A 17,230-nucleotide genomic window follows, 5' to 3' on the forward strand; every position below is an offset into this window, starting at 1 on the left:
AGAGGGAACAGCGGGTCGCGCGGCGGCCCCCGAGGAGACGGAAAGAAAGCGAACATGGAATATATGACCAGTGCGGAGATCCGCGAGAAGTACCTGAGCTTCTTCGAGGAGAAGGGCTGCAAGCGCATGCCCTCGTCCTCCCTCATTCCCGACGACCCGTCGCTTCTGCTCACGAGCGCGGGCATGGTGCAGTTCAAGCCCTACTTCCTGCAGCAGAAGCACCTCGAGGCGCCCTACATCGGCACCACCACGGTGCAGAAGTGCGTGCGCACGAACGACATCGACATCATCGGCACGACGGGCCGCCACTTAAGCTTCTTCGAAATGCTCGGCAACTTCAGCTTCGGCGAGTACTTCAAGGAGGAGATGTGCGCGTGGGCGTACGAGTTCTCCACCGAGGTGCTGGGGCTTCCGGCCGAGCGGCTGTACTTCACCGTGTTCGAGGACGACGACGAGACGATCGAGATCTGGAAGAAGCTCGGCGTGCCCGACAGCCACATCTCGCGCCTCGGCGAGGATGACAACTTCTGGCGCGCCGGCCCCACCGGTCCGTGCGGCCCCTGCTCGGAGTTGTACTACGACCAGGGTCCCGAGTTCGGCTGCGGCAGCCCCGACTGCGCGCCGGGCTGCGACTGCGACCGCTTCCTCGAATACTGGAACTGCGTGTTCACCCAGTACGACGGGCAGGAGGACGGCACGCTCAAGCCCCTGCCGAAGAAGAACATCGACACCGGCATGGGCCTCGAGCGCATCGCGGCCATCCTGCAGGGCGTGCAGTCGAACTACGAGACGGACGTGCTGCGCAGCCTCGTGGCGGTGGGCGAGCGCCTTGCCGGCGTGGAGTACGGCGCCGACAAGGATGCCGACCTGTCCCTGCGCATCATGGCCGACCACAGCCGTGCGGTGACGTTCATGATCGCCGACGGCATCCTACCGTCGAACGAGGGCCGCGGCTACGTGCTGCGCCGCCTGCTGCGCCGCGCCGTGATGAAGGGGCACCTGCTGGGCCTCGACAAGCCGTTCCTCAACGACTACGTGGACGAGATCGTGCGCCTCATGGGGCATGTGTATCCCGAGATCGTGGAGAACCGCGAGCTGGCGCGTCGCGTGATCCTGTCCGAGGAGGAGCGCTTCGGCGCCACGCTGCGGCAGGGCCGCGCGTTTCTGGACGAGGCGCTGGCCGCCCTTTCCGGCACCACGCTGTCCGGCGAGCAGGCGTTCGCGCTGCACGACACGTACGGCTTCCCCGTGGAGGTGACCCGCGAGCTGTGCGAGGAGCGCGGCATCGCGGTGGATATGGACGGCTTCGCGCGCTGTATGGACGAGCAGCGCGAGCGCGCCCGCGCTGCGAACACGAAGGACGCCGAGGCCGCGTGGAGCACCTACGGCGGCGTGCACGCCGAGCTTTTGGAGGAGCTGGGCCCCACGGCGTTCGTGGGCTACGACAAGTTGGAAGCCGAGGCGCGCGTGACGGCCATCGTGAAGGACGGCGCGCGCGTGCAGACGCTTTCCGCAGGCGAGACGGGCGAGGTCGTTTTGGACGCGACGCCGTTCTATGCCGAGATGGGCGGCGAGGTGGGCGACACCGGCACGCTGCGCTCCGCTGGGGCCGTCGCCGAAGTGCGCGACACCCAGGCGCCCGAGAAGGGCCTTGTGGCGCACAAGGTGGCGATGACGGAAGGCGCGCTTTCCGTGGGCGATGCGGTGACGGCGACGGTGGACGCCGAGCGCCGCGCGCGCATCACGCGCAACCACACGGCCACGCATATCCTGCACGCGGCGCTGCGCCAGGTGCTGGGCGACCACGTGAAGCAGGCGGGCAGCTACGTGGGGCCCGACCGGCTGCGCTTCGACTTCACGCACTTCGAGGCCGTGAGCCCCGAGCAGTTGGCCGAGGTGGAGCGCGTGGCGAACAAGCACATCATGAAGGCCGTTCCCACCGCCATCTACGAGACATCGCTTGACGCCGCGCGCGAAGCGGGCGTGACGGCGCTGTTCGGCGAGAAGTACGGCGACGTGGTGCGCGTGGTGGAGGCGGGCGACTTCTCGCGCGAGCTGTGCGGCGGCTGCCATGTGGGCAACACGGCCGAGATCGGCTTCGCGAAGATCGTGAGCGAATCGAGCGTGGGCGCGAACCTGCGCCGCATCGAGGCGGTGACGAGCTACGGCGCGCTGGAGTACGTGAACAGCCGCGAGGCCGAGTTGAAGGCGGCGGCTGCGACGCTGAAGTGCCGCCCGCTGGAGGTGGCCGACCGCGCGGCGGCGAACCTGAAGGCGTACAAGGATCTGCAGGCCAAGAGCAAGCGCAGCGCGCAGGTGGCTGCGGGCGACGGCATGGAGGCGCTTCTGGCGGGTGCCGTCACGGCGAAGGCGGGCTATCCCGTCGTCATCGGGCGCATGGGCGAGGCCGACGCGGGGCAGATGCGCAACGCGTGGGATGTCCTGCGCGCGCGCCTCGGCGCACCCGGCGCGGCGGTGCTCGCGGCGCAGAAGGACGACAAGCCGGTGCTTTTGGCCGCCGGCGCGCCGGAGGCCGTGGAGGCCGGGTTCGACGCGGGTGCCGTCATCAAGGCCATCGCGCCTTGCGTGAAGGGCGGCGGCGGCGGCAAGCCCGCGATGGCGCAGGCCGGCGGCAAGGACGCCGCAGGCATCGACGCCGCGCTCGACGCGGCGCGGGAGATGCTGCTATAAGTTCCGCCGTTCTGCCGAACGGCGGACCGGTCGACGCTGCGAGGCTCCGATGCGCCCCGCCTCGCCCCTTTTCCGCTTACCCTTGCGCGCCCCGCGCAGGCGAGCTGCGCGGGGCGCGCCCGCTCGGGCGCATGGTGGGGGAGCGAACAAGCCACTGGCTTGTTCGCCAGCCGCGGAACGGGGCGATGCGGGGCGCATCGGCGCCTCTCGCTGATGTTTGACGGAAAAGTGAGGGAGATAAAGTAGGAATGCGCATTCTCGCGCTCGACATAGGACAGGCGCGCGTGGGCATCGCGGTGAGCGATCCGGGGGAGCGGGTGGCCTCGCCGGTGTGCGTGCTGCCAGCCTCGGAGGTGCTTGGCAACGCGAAGCCGTTTCGACGTGTGCTGGAGGATTGGGAGCCGGAGCTTTTGCTATGCGGCTTGCCGTACACGATGGCGGGCGAGGAGGGCCCTCAAGCCGCGCGCATACGGGCGGTGGCGCAGAAGATATCCGCTGCCTGCGGCCTTCCGTGCGAGTTTGCGGACGAGCGTTTGAGCTCGCGGGAGGCCAAACGGAGTTTGCGTGAAAAGGGCCTGAGCGAAAGGGAGATGCGGGGCAAAATCGATATGATAGCCGCGAGTTTGTTTTTGCAGGCGTGGCTCGACGCGCGCCGCGAGCGGGAGGAATGAAGGAAGCCTATGCCCTCACGGAGAAAGCAGGTCACGTATTCGCAGCGGCCGAACCATGCGGCGCGCTCCGCTCATGCGCGCGGCGAGCGCCAGTTCCGCACGTACGACACGAGCTACATCCGTCCGAAGCAGAGCAAAGCTCCCATCATCGTGTCCATCGTGCTTCTCGTCGTGGTGCTCGGCGGCCTTGCGTGGGGCGGGGTCACGCTGTTCAACAGCTGCTCCGGTCCGGCGGTCGAGCTGCTTGGCGAGGGCGAGGAGGCCACGGTCGAGGTGGCCGAAGAGGCGGGCGCGCAGGCCATCGGCCAGCAGCTCGTCGAGAAGCGCCTCGTGGCCAGCGCGTCGGAATTCACGCGCCGCGTGAACGACCTGGGTGTGGACAGCCAGCTCAAGCCCGGCACCTACACGTTTGCGGGCGGCACGGGCCTCGACGGCATCATCCGCGCGCTCCAGGCCGGTCCGGAGACGAACGCGCTCACCATCCCCGAAGGCTACAAGCTCGCCGACATCGCCCAAGCGGTGGCAGACCACACCGAGGGCCGCATCTCGGCCGAGGATTTCACCGCAGCCGCTTCCGACGCGAGCGCCTACGCGGGCGACTACGCCTTCCTCGAAAGCGCGGGGTCGAACAGCCTCGAGGGCTTTTTGTTCCCCAAAACCTACGACATCGCCGACGACGCCACGGCCGATTCCGTGATCCGCGCGATGCTCGACCAATTCCAGGCCGAGACGGCATCCCTCGATTGGTCGTATGCCGAAGGCCAGGGGCTCAGCATCTACGACGCCGTGAACCTCGCCTCCATCGTGGAGAAGGAGGCGAGCGGGGACGAGCTGATCCGCGCGCAGGTTGCGGCCGTGTTCTACAACCGTTTGGCAACCGATGACTATCCGAGCTACGGCTACCTGCAAAGCGACGCGACGACGGCCTACGAAGTGGGGCACGACCCCTCGGCCGACGAGGTTCACGCCGACACGCCGTACAGCACCTACAGCAATCCGGGATTGCCGCCCACGCCCATCTGCTCGCCGAGCCTCGGCTCTCTCGAGGCCGTGTGCGCTCCCGACGCCGACGCCCTCGGGCGCTACTACTTCTTCTACTTTGAAGGGGAGAACTACTACTTCAGCGAGACGCACGAAGAGCATCAGAGCACGTTCTCGTAGGCGGCGGTTTCCATTATGGCGTTTCTCGAGCCCGATCGTTACTTCGCGCGCCTGTCGCGCATCGACATCGACCGCGATCTGATCGAGCGGGGCTTTCGCAACGTCCTTCTGGACGTGGACAACACCATCCTCACGCGCGACACGCACGAGGTGCCGCGGGACGTGGGCGTGTGGCTCGCCCGGGCGCGGGATGCGGGCATCGCGTTTTGCCTCGTGTCGAACAATTGGCACGAGAGCGTCTATCGGTTGGCCAACCGGCTGTCGCTGCCCATCGTGGCGAAGGCGGTAAAGCCCCTGCCGCCGGCGTTTCTGATGGCGCTTGGCAAGATCGATGCGAAACGCTCGGAAACGGTGGTGGTGGGTGATCAGCTGGTCACCGACGTCTTGGGTGCGCACTTCCTCGGCATGAAGGCGTACCTTCTCGCGCCGCTTGTAGAGCAGGATCTGCCCCATACGCTGCTGCTGCGCAACTTCGAGCGCGTTGTCATGGCGGGCCGCCAGCCGGAAGGCGCAGGGGCCCCGTCGGCGGCGCAGCCGATGGAGACCGCGGGCGTTCTGGCGGATTGCGATGACGCCGAAGCACGTTGAATCGCGAGAACGGAGGTATCAACATGGGCGAACGTCTTTTCCTGCTGGGGCATCCCGTCGCACACTCGAAGTCTCCGGCGATGTACAACGCTGCGTACGAGCGCCTTGGCCTTCCATGGCGCTACGGTTTGGCCGACCTCGGCACCGAGGAGGAGGCGCGCTCGTTTCTGGCCGCAGAGGACTTCCTTTCGGCGAACGTCACCACGCCCTACAAGCCTCTTGCGTTCGAGGCGGCAACGCATACGGCCGCCACGGCGAAGCTCTCCCGGGGGGCGAATCTTCTCGTGCGCAAGAAAGGGGCGCTCATCGGCTACAACACTGATGGTCAAGGCTGCGTGGCGTACCTTGAGCGCGTAGGGTTCGGCTTTGCAGGCAAACGTGTGGCCGTGTGCGGCACGGGCCCCACGGCGCTGTCCATCCTGCATGCGAGCGCGGTGGCGGGTGCGGACGTGTGTCTGCTCGTCGGTCGCGACAAGGAGCGGACGCGTGGGGTGCTCGAAGGCTATGTTGAACGCTTCGGTCTTCTTGCGAACGCCACCATCGATCTGCCGGCCGCGCTGCCCCATCATCGCAGCTTCCGCGCTGCATACGAAAGGCCGGCGTTCAAGTTCGGCAGTTATGCGACCTCGTCGAAGGCGCTTGGATCGGCCGACCTTGTGGTGAATGCGACTCCGCTCGGCATGCATGAGGGCGATCTCGCACCGTTCGACACGGGTCTTTTGCATCCTGGCCAAACGGTGCTCGACGCGGTGTACGGTCACGGCGAGACGGCTCTTATGCGCGGTGCGCGTGAGGCGGGCTGCACGGCCTTCGATGGAGCGGGCATGCTTGTGGGACAGGCGGTCGCCACGGTGGGCATCGTGTGCGATCTGGCCGAGGCGGAGCTTTCAGTCACGCAAGACGAGCTGTTCTCCCTCATGGCCGGGGCGGCAGGGTTTGACGTAGCGTGAGGGTGACTCCCGGAAGCCGACGGGCGCAAGCCGATTTCGCGCAACCTACGACAAGGGTCTTCCCGCGGTTTGGGGTACAATACAAGGCGAACGTCATTCGGAAGCGCGGAAAGCGATAAAGCTATGCGATACCTCACAGCGGGCGAAAGCCATGGTCCCTGCCTCACGGCTATCGTGGAGGGCGTGCCGGCGGGTCTCAAAATATCGGAATCCCAGATCAACGCTGATCTTGCACGGAGGCAGTCCGGCTACGGGCGGGGAGGTCGGCAAAAGATCGAGCGTGACGAGGTGCAAGTTGTGTCCGGCGTGCGCTTCGGGCGCACAACCGGCGCGCCGGTGGCGCTCGTGGTGCGCAACCGCGATTGGGAGAACTGGGCGGAGCGTATGGCTCCGTTCGGTGAGCCCCCAGCAGACCTCAAGCGCGAGGTCACCCCTCGTCCCGGACATGCCGACCTTGTGGGCGCGCTCAAAACCGACACCGACGATTGCCGCACGATCCTCGAGCGCGCGAGCGCACGCGAGACGGCGGCGCGCGTGGCGGCTGCCGGCGTCGCGCGCGAATTCCTTGCCGACCTCGGCGTGGAGGTGTTCTCCTACGTGACCTCCATCGGCGAAGCGAGCTTCGAGGAGAGCGATCCTCTCATGCGTGCTCCCGACTACAAGCCGCTCTCCATCGAAACGAGCGAGGTGCGCTGTCCTGACGAGAAGGCCACCAAGGCCATGAAGGCGGCTATCGACCGTGCTAAGGAGGCGGGAGAGAGCCTGGGGGGGACGTTTCGCGTCGTGGCAACGGGCCTCGTGCCGGGCGTGGGGGGCTACGCCACGGCGGGCGACCGCCTCACCTCGCGCATCGGCGGCGCGTTGTTTTCCATTCCCGCCGTCAAGGGCGTCGAGTTCGGCTTGGGCTTCGCGGCGGCCCGCCGTCCCGGTTCCCAGGTGCACGACCCCATCGAGCTCGATCCTAAAGCCGGATTCGTGCGCGCGTCCAACAACGCAGGGGGCCTCGAGGGCGGTATGACCACGGGCATGCCCCTCGTTGCGACGGTGGCCATGAAGCCCATCCCCACGCTCATGACGCCGCTTCCGACGGTGAACCTCGACACGCTCGAGACGGAGGATGCCTCCAAAGAGCGCAGCGACACTTGCGCTGTGCCCGCTTGTGCCGTCGTGGCCGAGAGCGAGGTGGCGTTCCAGCTGGCCGAAGCGTACCTGGAGAAGTTTGGGCGCGACGCTATGGCCGATATCAAAGCCGCGCTGCGCGCGTATCGCCAGCGGCTCAAGACGATGGCGCGCTAAGACGATGGCAAGGCGGATCGGCGCAGCGAAACTGCGCCAAAAGCGGCGAGGAGAGGAGCGAACGTGAGCGAAGCGAGCGAGCCTACAAGCGAAGAGGCGGTTCTTTCGGAGCCGACGCTGTCGGTGGTGGCTCCCGAGGAGCCCGCCTCGGTTATCAGCGCGCCTGTGCTCGAGCGCTCTGAGCGCCCGCGGTACGAGCTTGCGACCCCCGTGTTCTTCGTCGGCTTTATGGTGGCGGGCAAGACTTCCACTGCGCGCAAGCTGGCGCGTGCTTGCGGTGTTGCGTCGGTCGATCTCGATGCGTATGTGGAGCGGCGAGAGGGCAAGACCATCAACCAGATATTCTCGGAGGCTGGCGAAGAGGGCTTTCGCGCTATGGAGACAGAGGTTCTGCGAGATTTCTCGCAACGAGACCCTTTGCTCATCTCGTGCGGCGGTGGCGTGGTGCTCAAGCCGGAGAACCGCGAGATCCTCAAACGATCGGGCTTCGCGGTGTATCTGAAGGTGACGGCTGAACAGGCGTACGCGCGCGTCAAAGACGTCTCGTCGCGTCCGTTGTTCCGCGATTTGGAGACGGCGCGCAAGACCATCGACGGACGCCTGCCCCTGTACGAGGAAGTGGCCGACGCTTCGGTGGATACAGCAGGTAAGTCGGTCGCCCAGGTAGCTCGCGAAGTTCGGCGCATTCTCGAGAAGGAGGGCGTTCTGTGCCTGCAACGAGGGTAGTCGTCAACATTCCCGGCGAAGATGCCTACGACGTGCGCATCGGCGCCGGCGTGCTCGCGCGTCTCGGGGCGCATCTGCGCCGCATGCCGACGTTCGAGCTGACTGAGCGCGCGCTCGTCGTGACGGATGCGAATGTCGCGCCGCTTTACCGGGACGCTGCGAAGGCGTCGCTCGCCGAAGGGGGCTTCCGCGCAAGCGATATCGTCGTGTGCGCGGGCGAGGATGCGAAGTCGGTGACGGTGGCCGCCGAGGTGTGGGACGCGATGGCGCAGCTTTCCCTCGGACGCGACTGCGTCGTGGTGGCGCTCGGTGGCGGCGTGGTGGGCGACCTGGCCGGGTTCGTCGCGTCCGCCTACATGCGCGGCGTGCCGGTGGTGCAGGTGCCCACGACGCTTCTGTCCATGGTGGACTCGTCGGTGGGCGGCAAGACCGGCGTGAACCTCGCGGCTGGCAAGAACCTCGTGGGGGCGTTCAAGCAGCCGGCTTACGTGTGCGCCGACACCGCGACGCTCTCCACGCTCGACGGGCGCGAGTGGGCGTGTGGATGCGCCGAGATCGCGAAGGCGTCCGTCATCGACTCAGACGAGTTCTTCTTTTGGCTGGTCGACGCGGCGGATGCTCTCGCCGCGCGCGACGAGGCCGTGGTGTCCGAGGCCATCGCGCGATCGGTGGTGTTCAAGGCCGACGTGGTGGCTGCCGACAAGACCGAGAGCAAAGGTGTGCGCGAGTGTCTGAACTACGGCCATACGCTCGGCCATGCGGTGGAGGCGCTCGCGGGTTACGGCACGTTCTCGCACGGCGCAGCCGTGGCCGAGGGCATGCGGTTCGCCGCGCGGCTGGGCGCGGCGCTCGTGGACACGCCGCTCGATCTGGTGGAGGCGCAGGATGCGCTGCTCGACGCGCTCGGGCTTCCAGCGCTTTCCTGGTCGGCCGAGCCGGAGGCGATGCTTGCCGCCATGAAGCGCGACAAGAAGGTCCGTCGCGGGCAGGTGCGCTTCGTGCTGCCGCGCGACGTGGGCGATTGGCAGGTTGTAGACGTGGACGACGACACGCTGCTCGCGCATATGGGCGCGTGGGCGCGCTCGAAGGGGTAGGGTGCGGCCATGATGAAGATACTGCTGATGAACGGACCCAACCTCAACCTGCTCGGCGTGCGCGAGCCCGATGTGTACGGCACGGTGACGCTTGCCGACATCGAGCGCGAGGTGCGCGCATACGCCGCCGAGCGCGGCGCGGAGGTGGACTGCTTCCAGTCGAACCACGAAGGCGCGCTCATCGACCGGCTGCACGCGGCGCGCGGCGTCTACGACGGCATCGTGTACAACCCGGGCGCGCACACGCACTACTCTTACGCGCTGCGCGACGCCGTAGCGTCCATCGACGTGCCTACGGTGGAGGTCCATCTGTCCGACATCGATGCACGTGAGGAGTTCCGTCGCGTGTCCGTCATCGCCCCGGTGTGCGTCGCCCAGATTAAGGGCAAGGGCAAGGAGGGCTACAAGGAGGCCGTCGATGTCTTGCTCGCACTCTAGCCCTGTTCCCTCGCTTCCCGGCGATCCGAAAGATCCTTCGATCCTCCACCCGGTGCGGCCCGGCAGCGCAGTTCCCCATGCGTCGGTTGACGGTTCCGATCATTCGGAGTTCTTGCAGTCGGTTCGAGGAGACGTCTCTTCGATCGCCGCTTCCCGTCTTGGTCGCTTGCGCGTTGCATGCGCGGATGACGGCATCGACGCCTTTCTCGTACGTGACACGTCGAACATCGCCTGGCTCACCGCATTCGACGGGGTTTTCGACGAAGAGGATGCGCATGCGCTGCTCGTCACGTCGGACGGTGCTGCGCTTCACACCGACTCGCGTTACGCCGAAGCGGCCCGAGCCGCCGCAGCGCGCGAGAGCGTCGTGGTGGTGGACAGCTCCCGATGCGCACACGCCGCGTTCGCTGCGACAGCGCTTTTTGGAGCCTGCGCTCCTTCTGCCAAGGAGACGCTGCAGCGCTGGGCGCTCGGCATCGAAGATTCCATCGCGCTTGCCGAGTACCGTCGCCTCGAGGCTGCGTTCGCGGACGACGGCGCTCGTTGCGAGCTGCGCGAGACATCCGGTTTCGTTCGCCGGCTGCGCGCCGTCAAGGAGCCGTCCGAGATCGCGCGTTTGCGCGCGGCCCAAGCTATCACGGATGCGGCGTTCTCCCATATCGTCGCTTTCATGCGTCCCGGCCTCTCCGAGCGGGAGGTGCAAATCGAGCTCGAAGACTTCATGCGTCGTCGCGGTGCCGACGGTCTTGCGTTTCCCTCCATCGTGGCTTCCGGCGCGAATGCGGCCAGCCCCCATGCCGTGCCCGGCGACACGAAGCTCGAGGCGGGCCAGTGCGTCGTGCTGGATTTCGGTGCGCGGGCGCACGGCTACTGCTCGGACATGACCCGCACGGTATTCCTCGGCGAGCCCAGCGAGCGGATGCGCGCGGCCTACGAGGCGATCCGCGCCGCGAACGAGCGAGTGGAGGCCCAGCTGAGGCCCGGCGTCACCGGCAAGGAGGCTCACGAATTGGCCGAAGCCGTGCTGGCCGAGCACGGCTTCGGCGGCGCGATGGGCCACAGTCTCGGCCATGGCGTCGGCATCGACATTCACGAGGAGCCCAACCTCTCGCCGCGCAACGACGAGCCGCTTGCGGTCGGCAACGTGGTGACGGTCGAGCCTGGCGTGTACCTTCCCGGCGAATTCGGCATGCGCCTGGAGGACTTCGGCGTCGTCGTCGAGGGCGGCTTCGAGGTTTTCACCCGCTCCACGCACGACATGGTGGTGCTGTAAGGGCGCCTCTGGACGAGCGAGTGGCGGCGAGCTTGCTTGCACCCGCGTTGGCGACGGCCCATGCGGGAAGCGCGGCGTGATCGGATCGCGGGGCGACGAAGGCGACGCGCGCTTCGCGGCCGGCGAGGATTCGCGCGTTCGCTCGACGAGCGCGCGGTGGGCGGGCGAGGCGGCGGGCCGGGGCCGCCGCCGTTCGGGCGTGCGACGGGGGCGTCGGGCCGCTGCCGACGCGAGCCGTTTTCTTCCGGTTCTTTCTCGGGCCTCGGCGGCGGGGAGGCCGTGCGCGGGCGAGTTCTGACTATACGCCTCCGCGTCGTCACGCCAGCCCGCTGTTCTCGTTCGCAACCGTTTCTCCTCGTCGGCTTCAACGCCGTTCGGTACGATTCGCGGAGGCAGTGCAGGGTCCTCGCAACGATGCGAGGGCCCTGCGAAACGGGGGGGGCGGGGCCGACGCGAGACGCCGGGTCGGACGCGCGGGGTCGACCCGGCGAGAAACGGGGGAGTGGCGGATGGCTTGAGCGGGGGCGTCCGCCCGCCTTGTCGCGTTCTCGTCAGCCTCTACCCTGGTTTTTTTCTGGTAAGGCTTGCGCTGAACTGGTCGAAAGCGCTTTCAAGGGTATAATGAAACAGTTTGAACGCCGATCGGGTTCTGCGCCGCGCAGCGGATGGGCTCGTGAACGAAAGGATTACCTAGCATGGCCATCTCTACCGCCGACTTCAAGAACGGTATGTGCATCGAGTACAACGGCAAGCTCTGCACGATCGTCGAATTCCAGCACGTCAAGCCCGGCAAGGGCGGCGCGTTCGTCCGCACGAAGCTCAAGGACATCAAGACGGGCCGCGTGGTGGACTACACCTTCAACTCCGGCACGAAGTTCGACACCGTGCGCCTTGAGACGAAGAAGATGCAGTACCTCTACAACGACGGTGCGGATTTCAACTTCATGGACAACGACACTTTCGAGCAGCTGGCCATCTCGGCCGAGATGGTGGGCGATGCTGCGAAGTGGCTCAAGGAGAACGACGAGGCCACGCTTCTGTATGCCGGCGAAGAGCTCATCAGCATCGAGCCGCAGATGTTCGTGGAACTCGAGGTTGCTCACACCGAGCCGGGCTTCAAGGGCGACACGGCCACCAACACCACCAAGCCCGCAACCCTTGAGACGGGCGTCGAGCTGCAGGTTCCCACGTTCGTCGAGATCGGCGACGTCTTGCAGATCGACACGCGCGACGGTCGCTTCATCAAGCGCGTGTGATGCGCTTTAAGAATCGCTGAGGAGCGAGCGGCGTCCCGACCGGGGCGCCGCTCGTCGTTTGAGGCGAAGGCGGCGCTTCGTGGAAGCGGGGCCGGGCTCGAAGCTCGTGAGAGCGGCTCGCGCCATGCTCGTGAAAAAGGAGGGGATGGCCGGCCGTTGGGGAGGTGTGCCGACCATCCCCCCGTACGCCCGTGCCTGAATGGGGCGGCGTGGCGGGTGGGGGGGGCGTCGTCGCGACCAAAGCGCTTCGGCAACCGTGCCTTCGCCGATCACATGTGGTCGTGCGACGGCATCCCCGTCTTTCCGTCGCGCTCAGGGTCGCGCATGGCCGTCGGGCGGGAGGGGATAGTCCCTTGGGTGGAATGCGCACAAATCGACAAGCTCTCCAGGACTGATGTCGAGCGCTCGTGCGAGTTCGGCGATGTGGGATAGCCGCGGGTCGGCCTTCGAGCGCTCGAAATCGCTGATCCTCGAATACCGGGTGTTCAACATGTAGCCCAACCGGTCCTGAGTGAGGTGCTGGCTCTTGCGCGCCGCGCGCAGGTTTTGGGCGAACTCGTCCACGAGGCCCCGGCCGAGTGGGTCTTTGATCGTCTTGCGTTTTTTCTTTGTCTGTCCCATGTGGTAAGCGTAACCGCGTTGATACACCTCTTTGTAATCCATTGATTACAAATGGAAGGATTTCATTGTGCGGATCGTCTTGTGGCGGCTTTGCGCTCTTCGAGGCAACCCCTTCCGTCGGTTTCCGATGCGAATTGCGGCGAGCGGGCTTTCTCGGAGCTCCTCCGCTTCCATTACCCTGCGTTCTGGTCGGCGGTTTGGCGGTTCGGGCGCTCGTTTTGGATGGAGAGGGGCGCGGGATCGCCGTCGAGGCTTTCACCGCCCTGCGCTTTTGGGCGGGCGGTTTCGGGCTGCCGACGAGTCCGAGGACCCGCCCTTCCGAGGCGTGCGGTTGGAGTGAATCTCGGCGTGCGATCCAGCTGCTCTGCCGAGAGCGGAACGCGTCCCTTCCCATTCTCGCCCCCCGACTGCGCGACAGGGCCATGTTCCTTTCGCGGCTGTCGAGCGGCGCTCGTGTCCGCGAGCCGTCCGGCACGGTGTCGAAGCTTTCTGCTGACTGAGAGCTCCAAAAGGCGTTTTCGCCGACCAAATCGCGCACCGGCGTTTGTCGGTTGGCTCTCCTGCCTTTCCGGACGTTCGCGGCGAGATCGCTCCCTTCTTCCTGCGCGGGTGCGAAAGAGGGGCAGGGGCGAACGGGATCGTTTGCCGGAGTGCGGTGCTGTGCGCGAGGTTCGAAAAAAGCAGGGCGAGCCCCTTTCGCGCTTCCTTGGTCCTTGCGCCTTCTGCTCGGGCGTGCTCGCGCCTCCCGTCTCCCGTATTCTGTTCCTTACCGGTGATTTTTCTCGAAGGGCATCCGGAGGGCCTCCCCTTACTCTATAATTTGTGCTTCGATCTTTGACTAACTGCAAACCGAAGGGGGTGTGAGTTCATGCCAAGGCTTCAGATCATGGATACCACCATCCGTGACGGCCAGCAAAGCCTCTGGGCCACGCGCATGCCGATCGGCGACATGCTGCCGATTCTGCCGAAGATGGACCGCGTTGGATACTGGGCTATCGAGGCGTGGGGTGGCGCGACGTTCGATACGTGCATGCGTTTCCTCGACGAGAATCCGTGGGAGCGGCTTCGATCTATCAAGGCCCAGACGCCGAACACGCCGCTCGCCATGCTCTCGCGCGGACAGAACCTGGTGGGCTACAAGCATTACTCTCGCGAGATATGCCATCGTTTCATCAAGGCTGCCAAGCGGAACGGCATCCATGTGTTCCGTGTGTTCGATGCCCTCAACGACATTCGCAACGTCGTGGACAACGCCGAGGCCATCAACGAGTGCGGCGGGCATTTCGAGGGCGCCATCTCCTATACGATGTCGCCGGTGCACACGCTGGACAGCTATCTTGACTACGGTCAGAAGCTCAAGGATCTCGGTGCGGACTCCATCTGCATCAAAGACATGGCCGGCATGCTCACGCCCTACCGCACCGAGCGCATGGTGAAAGCCTTCAACGCCGAGATCGGTTTGCCGCTGCACATTCACTGCCATTACGTCGGCGGCATGGCGCCTGCCAACATCCTCAAGGCCGCCGAGGCCGGCGCGGCCATCGCCGACACGGCCCATGCGCCTCTGGCCTTCGGCAACTCGCATCCGGCGGTGGAGATGATCGTGGCCGCCCTGCAGGAGAGCCGTTACGACACGGGCCTCGATCTCGATCTCCTGTTCGAGATCGCCGAGTATTGGGAGGAAGTGCGCAAGCGCGGGCACTACAAGCGCGGCGTGTCCTCGCTCATCCATATGCAGGTGTACTCCCATCAGGTGCCAGGCGGCATGATGTCGAATCTGCTCTCGCAGCTCGAGGTGCAAAACGCGAGCGACCGCCTGCCCGAGGTGATGAGGGAGATCCCCAAGGTTCGCGCCGAAGTGGGCTACCCGCCGCTCGTCACGCCGATGTCGCAGATCGTGGGCACGCAAGCCGTGTTCAACGTGCTCACCGGCAAGCGCTGGGGCGTGGTGTCCAAGGAGATGAAGGACTATATCTGCGGCTACTACGGCAAGGCTCCGGGCCGCATGGACAAGGACATCGTGGCGAAGGTGGTGGGCAATTCGGAGATGTTGCCGCCCGACGTGGCGCCCGGGTCTCTGGTCACTACCACGTATGCGCAGGTTGAGGAGGAGATCGGCGACCTCGCGAAGAGCGAGGAGGACGTGCTCATGTACGCCCTGTTCCCGAACGAGGCGCGTACGTATTTGAGCAAGCACCGTACATCGGAGAAGGTCGACTTCCTCATGGAGCAGGAGTCGAGCCATACCAAGGAGGACGATTACGTGGACATCAATCAGATTCGCGAGCTGGTTCGCGTCGCCGAGGAGAGCGGCGTCGGCGAGATCGTAGTCGAGGAGGAGGGCACGCGCATCGCCGTGCGCATGCCGGGCGTTGCGGGCGCCGAGGCGGTCGCGGCGGCCGCTCCTGTGGCCGCCGTGGCGCCGGCTCCCGCTGCGCCGGCCAGCGCAGCTGCGGACGCGGCGAGCGACGGCGTGGAGCGCCCCTCGAACTGGTATGCGGTCACCGCGCCAATGGTTGGCACGTTCTACACGTCCCCCGCTCCCGGCGAGCCGCCGTTTGTCCAGGTGGGAGATGAGGTTGCCGCCAAGCAGACGCTCTGCATCGTGGAGGCCATGAAGCTTATGAACGAGATCACGGCCGAGGAAATGGGCACGGTGCGCGAGGTGTGCCTCGAGGACGCCACGCCGGTGGAGTTTGGCACGGTGCTGTTCTACATCGAGCCGCATGGCGCGGCCGATCCTGCTGCGGAGAAGGCTAATGTTTAACAAGATACTCATCGCGAACCGCGGCGAGGTGGCGCTGCGCGTCATGCGAGCCTGCAAGGAGCTGGGCGTGAAGACGGTGGCGGTGCACTCCACCGAAGACGCGGACACCTATCCCGTGCGCTACGCCGACGAGGCCGTATGCATCGGCCCTGCTCAGGCGAACAAGAGCTACCTCGTGATGGCCAACATCATCGCGGCGGCGAAGAACACCGGCGCCGAGGCCATTCATCCCGGTTACGGTTTCCTTGCCGAGAACGCCGACTTCGCGCGCGCGTGCGCGGACAACGGTCTCGTGTTCATCGGCCCCTCTGCGGAATGCATCGAGCGTATGGGCGACAAATCGGCCGCGCGCGAGACGATGAAAGGCTGCGGCGTGCCTACGGTGCCCGGCTCCGACGGATGCATCGACACGGCCGCCGAGGCCAAGGCGTTTGCCGATAGCGTCGGCTACCCCGTGCTCATAAAGGCAACGGCAGGAGGCGGCGGCAAGGGCATGCGCGAGGTGCACGACCCGGCCGACCTCGAGGCCCAGTACCAGGCGGCCCGCACCGAGGCGGGCGCCGCGTTCGGCAACGACGGCGTGTACCTGGAGAAGCTCGTGCTCCGTCCACGTCATGTGGAGGTGCAGGTTCTCGCCGACGATTTCGGTAACCACATCGCGCTGTGCGAGCGCGACTGCTCGGTGCAGCGCCGACATCAAAAACTCATCGAGGAGGCGCCCTCGCCGGCGCTCGACGACGAGCTGCGCCGGGCGATGGGCGTGGCGGCCATCAAGGCGGTGCGCGCCGTGGACTACCGCAACGCAGGCACCATCGAGTTTTTGCTCGACGAGCGCGGTAGCTTCTACTTCATGGAGATGAACACGCGTGTGCAGGTGGAGCATCCCGTCACCGAGGAGATCACCGGCACCGACATCATCAAGGAGCAACTGCGCATCGCGGCTGGCGAGCCTATGAGCTGCGCTGCCCGCGCGCCGTTTTCGCCTGCAGGCCACGCGATCGAGTTCCGCATCAACGCGGAGGATCCGGCCCATGGTTTCCGTCCGTGTCCCGGCACTGTCACGCGCTTCGAGCCTCCTGCGGGGCCGGGCGTGCGCGTGGAGAGCTACGTGCGCACCGGTTCGCGCATCTCGCCTTACTATGACTCGCTCGTGGCTAAGCTCATCGTGCACGGGCAGGATCGCGACGAAGCGCTCGCACGCGGCCGTCGTGCGCTCGACGAGTTCGTGATCGAGGGCATCGAGACCACCATCCCGTTCCATCGCCGTGTGCTTGACAACGCTGTGTTCTGCGCCGGCGATGCGACGACGGACTTCATCGAGACCCAGATGGGAGATGTGCTATGACCGATTTGAACGTTGACGGCATGGCGCTTGCGCCGGGCGTCGTCGAAACGATCGTATCAATCGCCGTGGGCGAGGTTGAGGGCGTTGCTTCGGTGGGACCCTCCGCCGCGAGCGGATTGCGCTCGGTGTTCGCCAGCAAACCCGTCACGCAGGGCATCGACATCTCGCTCGACGAAGAGGAGAAGTTGCACGTGTCGGTGCGCATCGAGGTGTGCTACGGCTACCCGCTGCCCGATCTTGCCGCCAACGTGCGCGAGGCCGTCGCCGATGCGGTGGCAAGCCAGGTGGGCGCGTCGGTCGGTGCCGTCGACGTGTACGTCGATGGGATCCAGTTCGCCCGCTAGACCACAGAG

The 17,230-nt window shown here is 66.0% G+C and carries 15 protein-coding genes; 14 read left to right on the forward strand and 1 reads right to left on the reverse strand.

Going from position 1 to position 17,230, the window contains the following annotated elements:
• Window positions 1–54 precede the first annotated feature (54 nt).
• From alaS to efp, 11 genes are all read left to right on the forward strand, one after another.
• Window positions 55–2,691, forward strand: coding sequence for an alanine--tRNA ligase (gene alaS / locus B5F40_RS11665; RefSeq protein WP_087194455.1), 2,637 nt, complete (start codon window positions 55–57; stop codon window positions 2,689–2,691).
• 248 nt (window positions 2,692–2,939) lie between these two features.
• Window positions 2,940–3,362 (forward strand): Holliday junction resolvase RuvX, encoded by a 423-nt coding sequence (gene ruvX, locus B5F40_RS11670; protein WP_087194456.1) that lies wholly within the window; start codon window positions 2,940–2,942, stop codon window positions 3,360–3,362.
• Between the two features lie 9 nt (window positions 3,363–3,371).
• Window positions 3,372–4,523, forward strand: coding sequence for an endolytic transglycosylase MltG (gene mltG / locus B5F40_RS11675; protein WP_087194457.1), 1,152 nt, complete (start codon window positions 3,372–3,374; stop codon window positions 4,521–4,523).
• Between the two features lie 15 nt (window positions 4,524–4,538).
• A complete protein-coding gene (locus tag B5F40_RS11680; protein ID WP_087194458.1) occupies window positions 4,539–5,111 on the forward strand; it encodes a YqeG family HAD IIIA-type phosphatase in 573 nt (190 codons plus the stop codon).
• 23 nt (window positions 5,112–5,134) lie between these two features.
• Entirely contained in the window at window positions 5,135–6,061 is a 927-nt protein-coding gene (locus tag B5F40_RS11685; protein ID WP_087194459.1) for a shikimate dehydrogenase family protein, read from the forward strand.
• A gap of 123 nt (window positions 6,062–6,184) precedes the next feature.
• The gene (aroC, locus tag B5F40_RS11690) at window positions 6,185–7,357 is read left to right on the forward strand and encodes a chorismate synthase (RefSeq protein ID WP_087194460.1); all 1,173 of its coding nucleotides are present in this window, start codon (window positions 6,185–6,187) and stop codon (window positions 7,355–7,357) included.
• A 63-nt stretch (window positions 7,358–7,420) separates the two neighbouring features.
• The gene (locus B5F40_RS11695; protein ID WP_239443033.1) at window positions 7,421–8,083 is read left to right on the forward strand and encodes a shikimate kinase; all 663 of its coding nucleotides are present in this window, start codon (window positions 7,421–7,423) and stop codon (window positions 8,081–8,083) included.
• Entirely contained in the window at window positions 8,065–9,177 is a 1,113-nt protein-coding gene (aroB, locus tag B5F40_RS11700; protein ID WP_087194461.1) for a 3-dehydroquinate synthase, read from the forward strand. Before B5F40_RS11695 ends, aroB begins: the two co-directional genes overlap by 19 nt.
• A 9-nt stretch (window positions 9,178–9,186) precedes the next feature.
• Window positions 9,187–9,615 carry a type II 3-dehydroquinate dehydratase gene (aroQ, locus tag B5F40_RS11705; protein ID WP_087194462.1) on the forward strand — a complete coding sequence of 143 codons (429 nt, stop codon included), beginning with the start codon at window positions 9,187–9,189 and terminating at the stop codon, window positions 9,613–9,615.
• Window positions 9,596–10,888, forward strand: a complete 1,293-nt coding sequence (locus B5F40_RS11710; RefSeq protein WP_087194463.1) for a M24 family metallopeptidase — start codon at window positions 9,596–9,598, stop codon at window positions 10,886–10,888. The genes aroQ and B5F40_RS11710 overlap by 20 nt, the downstream gene beginning before the upstream one ends.
• A gap of 695 nt (window positions 10,889–11,583) precedes the next feature.
• Window positions 11,584–12,144: an elongation factor P gene (gene efp / locus B5F40_RS11720; RefSeq protein WP_087194465.1), complete on the forward strand. Its 561-nt coding sequence runs from the start codon at window positions 11,584–11,586 to the stop codon at window positions 12,142–12,144.
• 312 nt (window positions 12,145–12,456) lie between these two features.
• Here the strand turns inward: efp and B5F40_RS11725 are convergent, their stop codons facing one another.
• Complete coding sequence (locus B5F40_RS11725) at window positions 12,457–12,765, reverse strand: helix-turn-helix domain-containing protein (RefSeq protein WP_162610968.1); 309 nt, start codon at window positions 12,763–12,765, stop codon at window positions 12,457–12,459.
• An 868-nt stretch (window positions 12,766–13,633) separates the two neighbouring features.
• Here B5F40_RS11725 and accB point away from each other — a divergent pair.
• From accB to B5F40_RS11740, 3 genes are read left to right on the forward strand one after another with little or no spacing between them, the layout of a single operon-like run.
• Window positions 13,634–15,532, forward strand: a complete 1,899-nt coding sequence (gene accB / locus B5F40_RS11730; protein ID WP_087194467.1) for an acetyl-CoA carboxylase biotin carboxyl carrier protein — start codon at window positions 13,634–13,636, stop codon at window positions 15,530–15,532.
• Window positions 15,525–16,877 (forward strand): acetyl-CoA carboxylase biotin carboxylase subunit, encoded by a 1,353-nt coding sequence (gene accC, locus B5F40_RS11735; protein WP_087194468.1) that lies wholly within the window; start codon window positions 15,525–15,527, stop codon window positions 16,875–16,877. Before accB ends, accC begins: the two co-directional genes overlap by 8 nt.
• A complete protein-coding gene (locus tag B5F40_RS11740) occupies window positions 16,874–17,221 on the forward strand; it encodes an Asp23/Gls24 family envelope stress response protein (protein WP_087194469.1) in 348 nt (115 codons plus the stop codon). Before accC ends, B5F40_RS11740 begins: the two co-directional genes overlap by 4 nt.
• Window positions 17,222–17,230 lie beyond the last annotated feature (9 nt).

It is taken from the genome of Gordonibacter sp. An230, from assembly GCF_002159915.1.
In the GTDB taxonomy this organism is placed as follows: domain Bacteria; phylum Actinomycetota; class Coriobacteriia; order Coriobacteriales; family Eggerthellaceae; genus Rubneribacter.

Excerpts from the sequence above, each read along its gene's own strand:
- B5F40_RS11680 (WP_087194458.1), top strand. The coding sequence starts at position 4,539 with ATGGCGTTTCTCGAGCCCGATCGTTACTTCGCGCGCCTGTCGCGCATC.
- B5F40_RS11710 (WP_087194463.1), top strand. The coding sequence starts at position 9,596 with ATGTCTTGCTCGCACTCTAGCCCTGTTCCCTCGCTTCCCGGCGATCCG.
- aroC (WP_087194460.1), top strand. The coding sequence starts at position 6,185 with ATGCGATACCTCACAGCGGGCGAAAGCCATGGTCCCTGCCTCACGGCT.
- accC (WP_087194468.1), top strand. The coding sequence starts at position 15,525 with ATGTTTAACAAGATACTCATCGCGAACCGCGGCGAGGTGGCGCTGCGC.
- aroQ (WP_087194462.1), top strand. The coding sequence starts at position 9,187 with ATGATGAAGATACTGCTGATGAACGGACCCAACCTCAACCTGCTCGGC.
- B5F40_RS11685 (WP_087194459.1), top strand. The coding sequence starts at position 5,135 with ATGGGCGAACGTCTTTTCCTGCTGGGGCATCCCGTCGCACACTCGAAG.
- mltG (WP_087194457.1), top strand. The coding sequence starts at position 3,372 with ATGCCCTCACGGAGAAAGCAGGTCACGTATTCGCAGCGGCCGAACCAT.
- efp (WP_087194465.1), top strand. The coding sequence starts at position 11,584 with ATGGCCATCTCTACCGCCGACTTCAAGAACGGTATGTGCATCGAGTAC.
- alaS (WP_087194455.1), top strand. The coding sequence starts at position 55 with ATGGAATATATGACCAGTGCGGAGATCCGCGAGAAGTACCTGAGCTTC.
- ruvX (WP_087194456.1), top strand. The coding sequence starts at position 2,940 with ATGCGCATTCTCGCGCTCGACATAGGACAGGCGCGCGTGGGCATCGCG.
- B5F40_RS11740 (WP_087194469.1), top strand. The coding sequence starts at position 16,874 with ATGACCGATTTGAACGTTGACGGCATGGCGCTTGCGCCGGGCGTCGTC.
- B5F40_RS11725 (WP_162610968.1), bottom strand. The coding sequence starts at position 12,765 with ATGGGACAGACAAAGAAAAAACGCAAGACGATCAAAGACCCACTCGGC.
- accB (WP_087194467.1), top strand. The coding sequence starts at position 13,634 with ATGCCAAGGCTTCAGATCATGGATACCACCATCCGTGACGGCCAGCAA.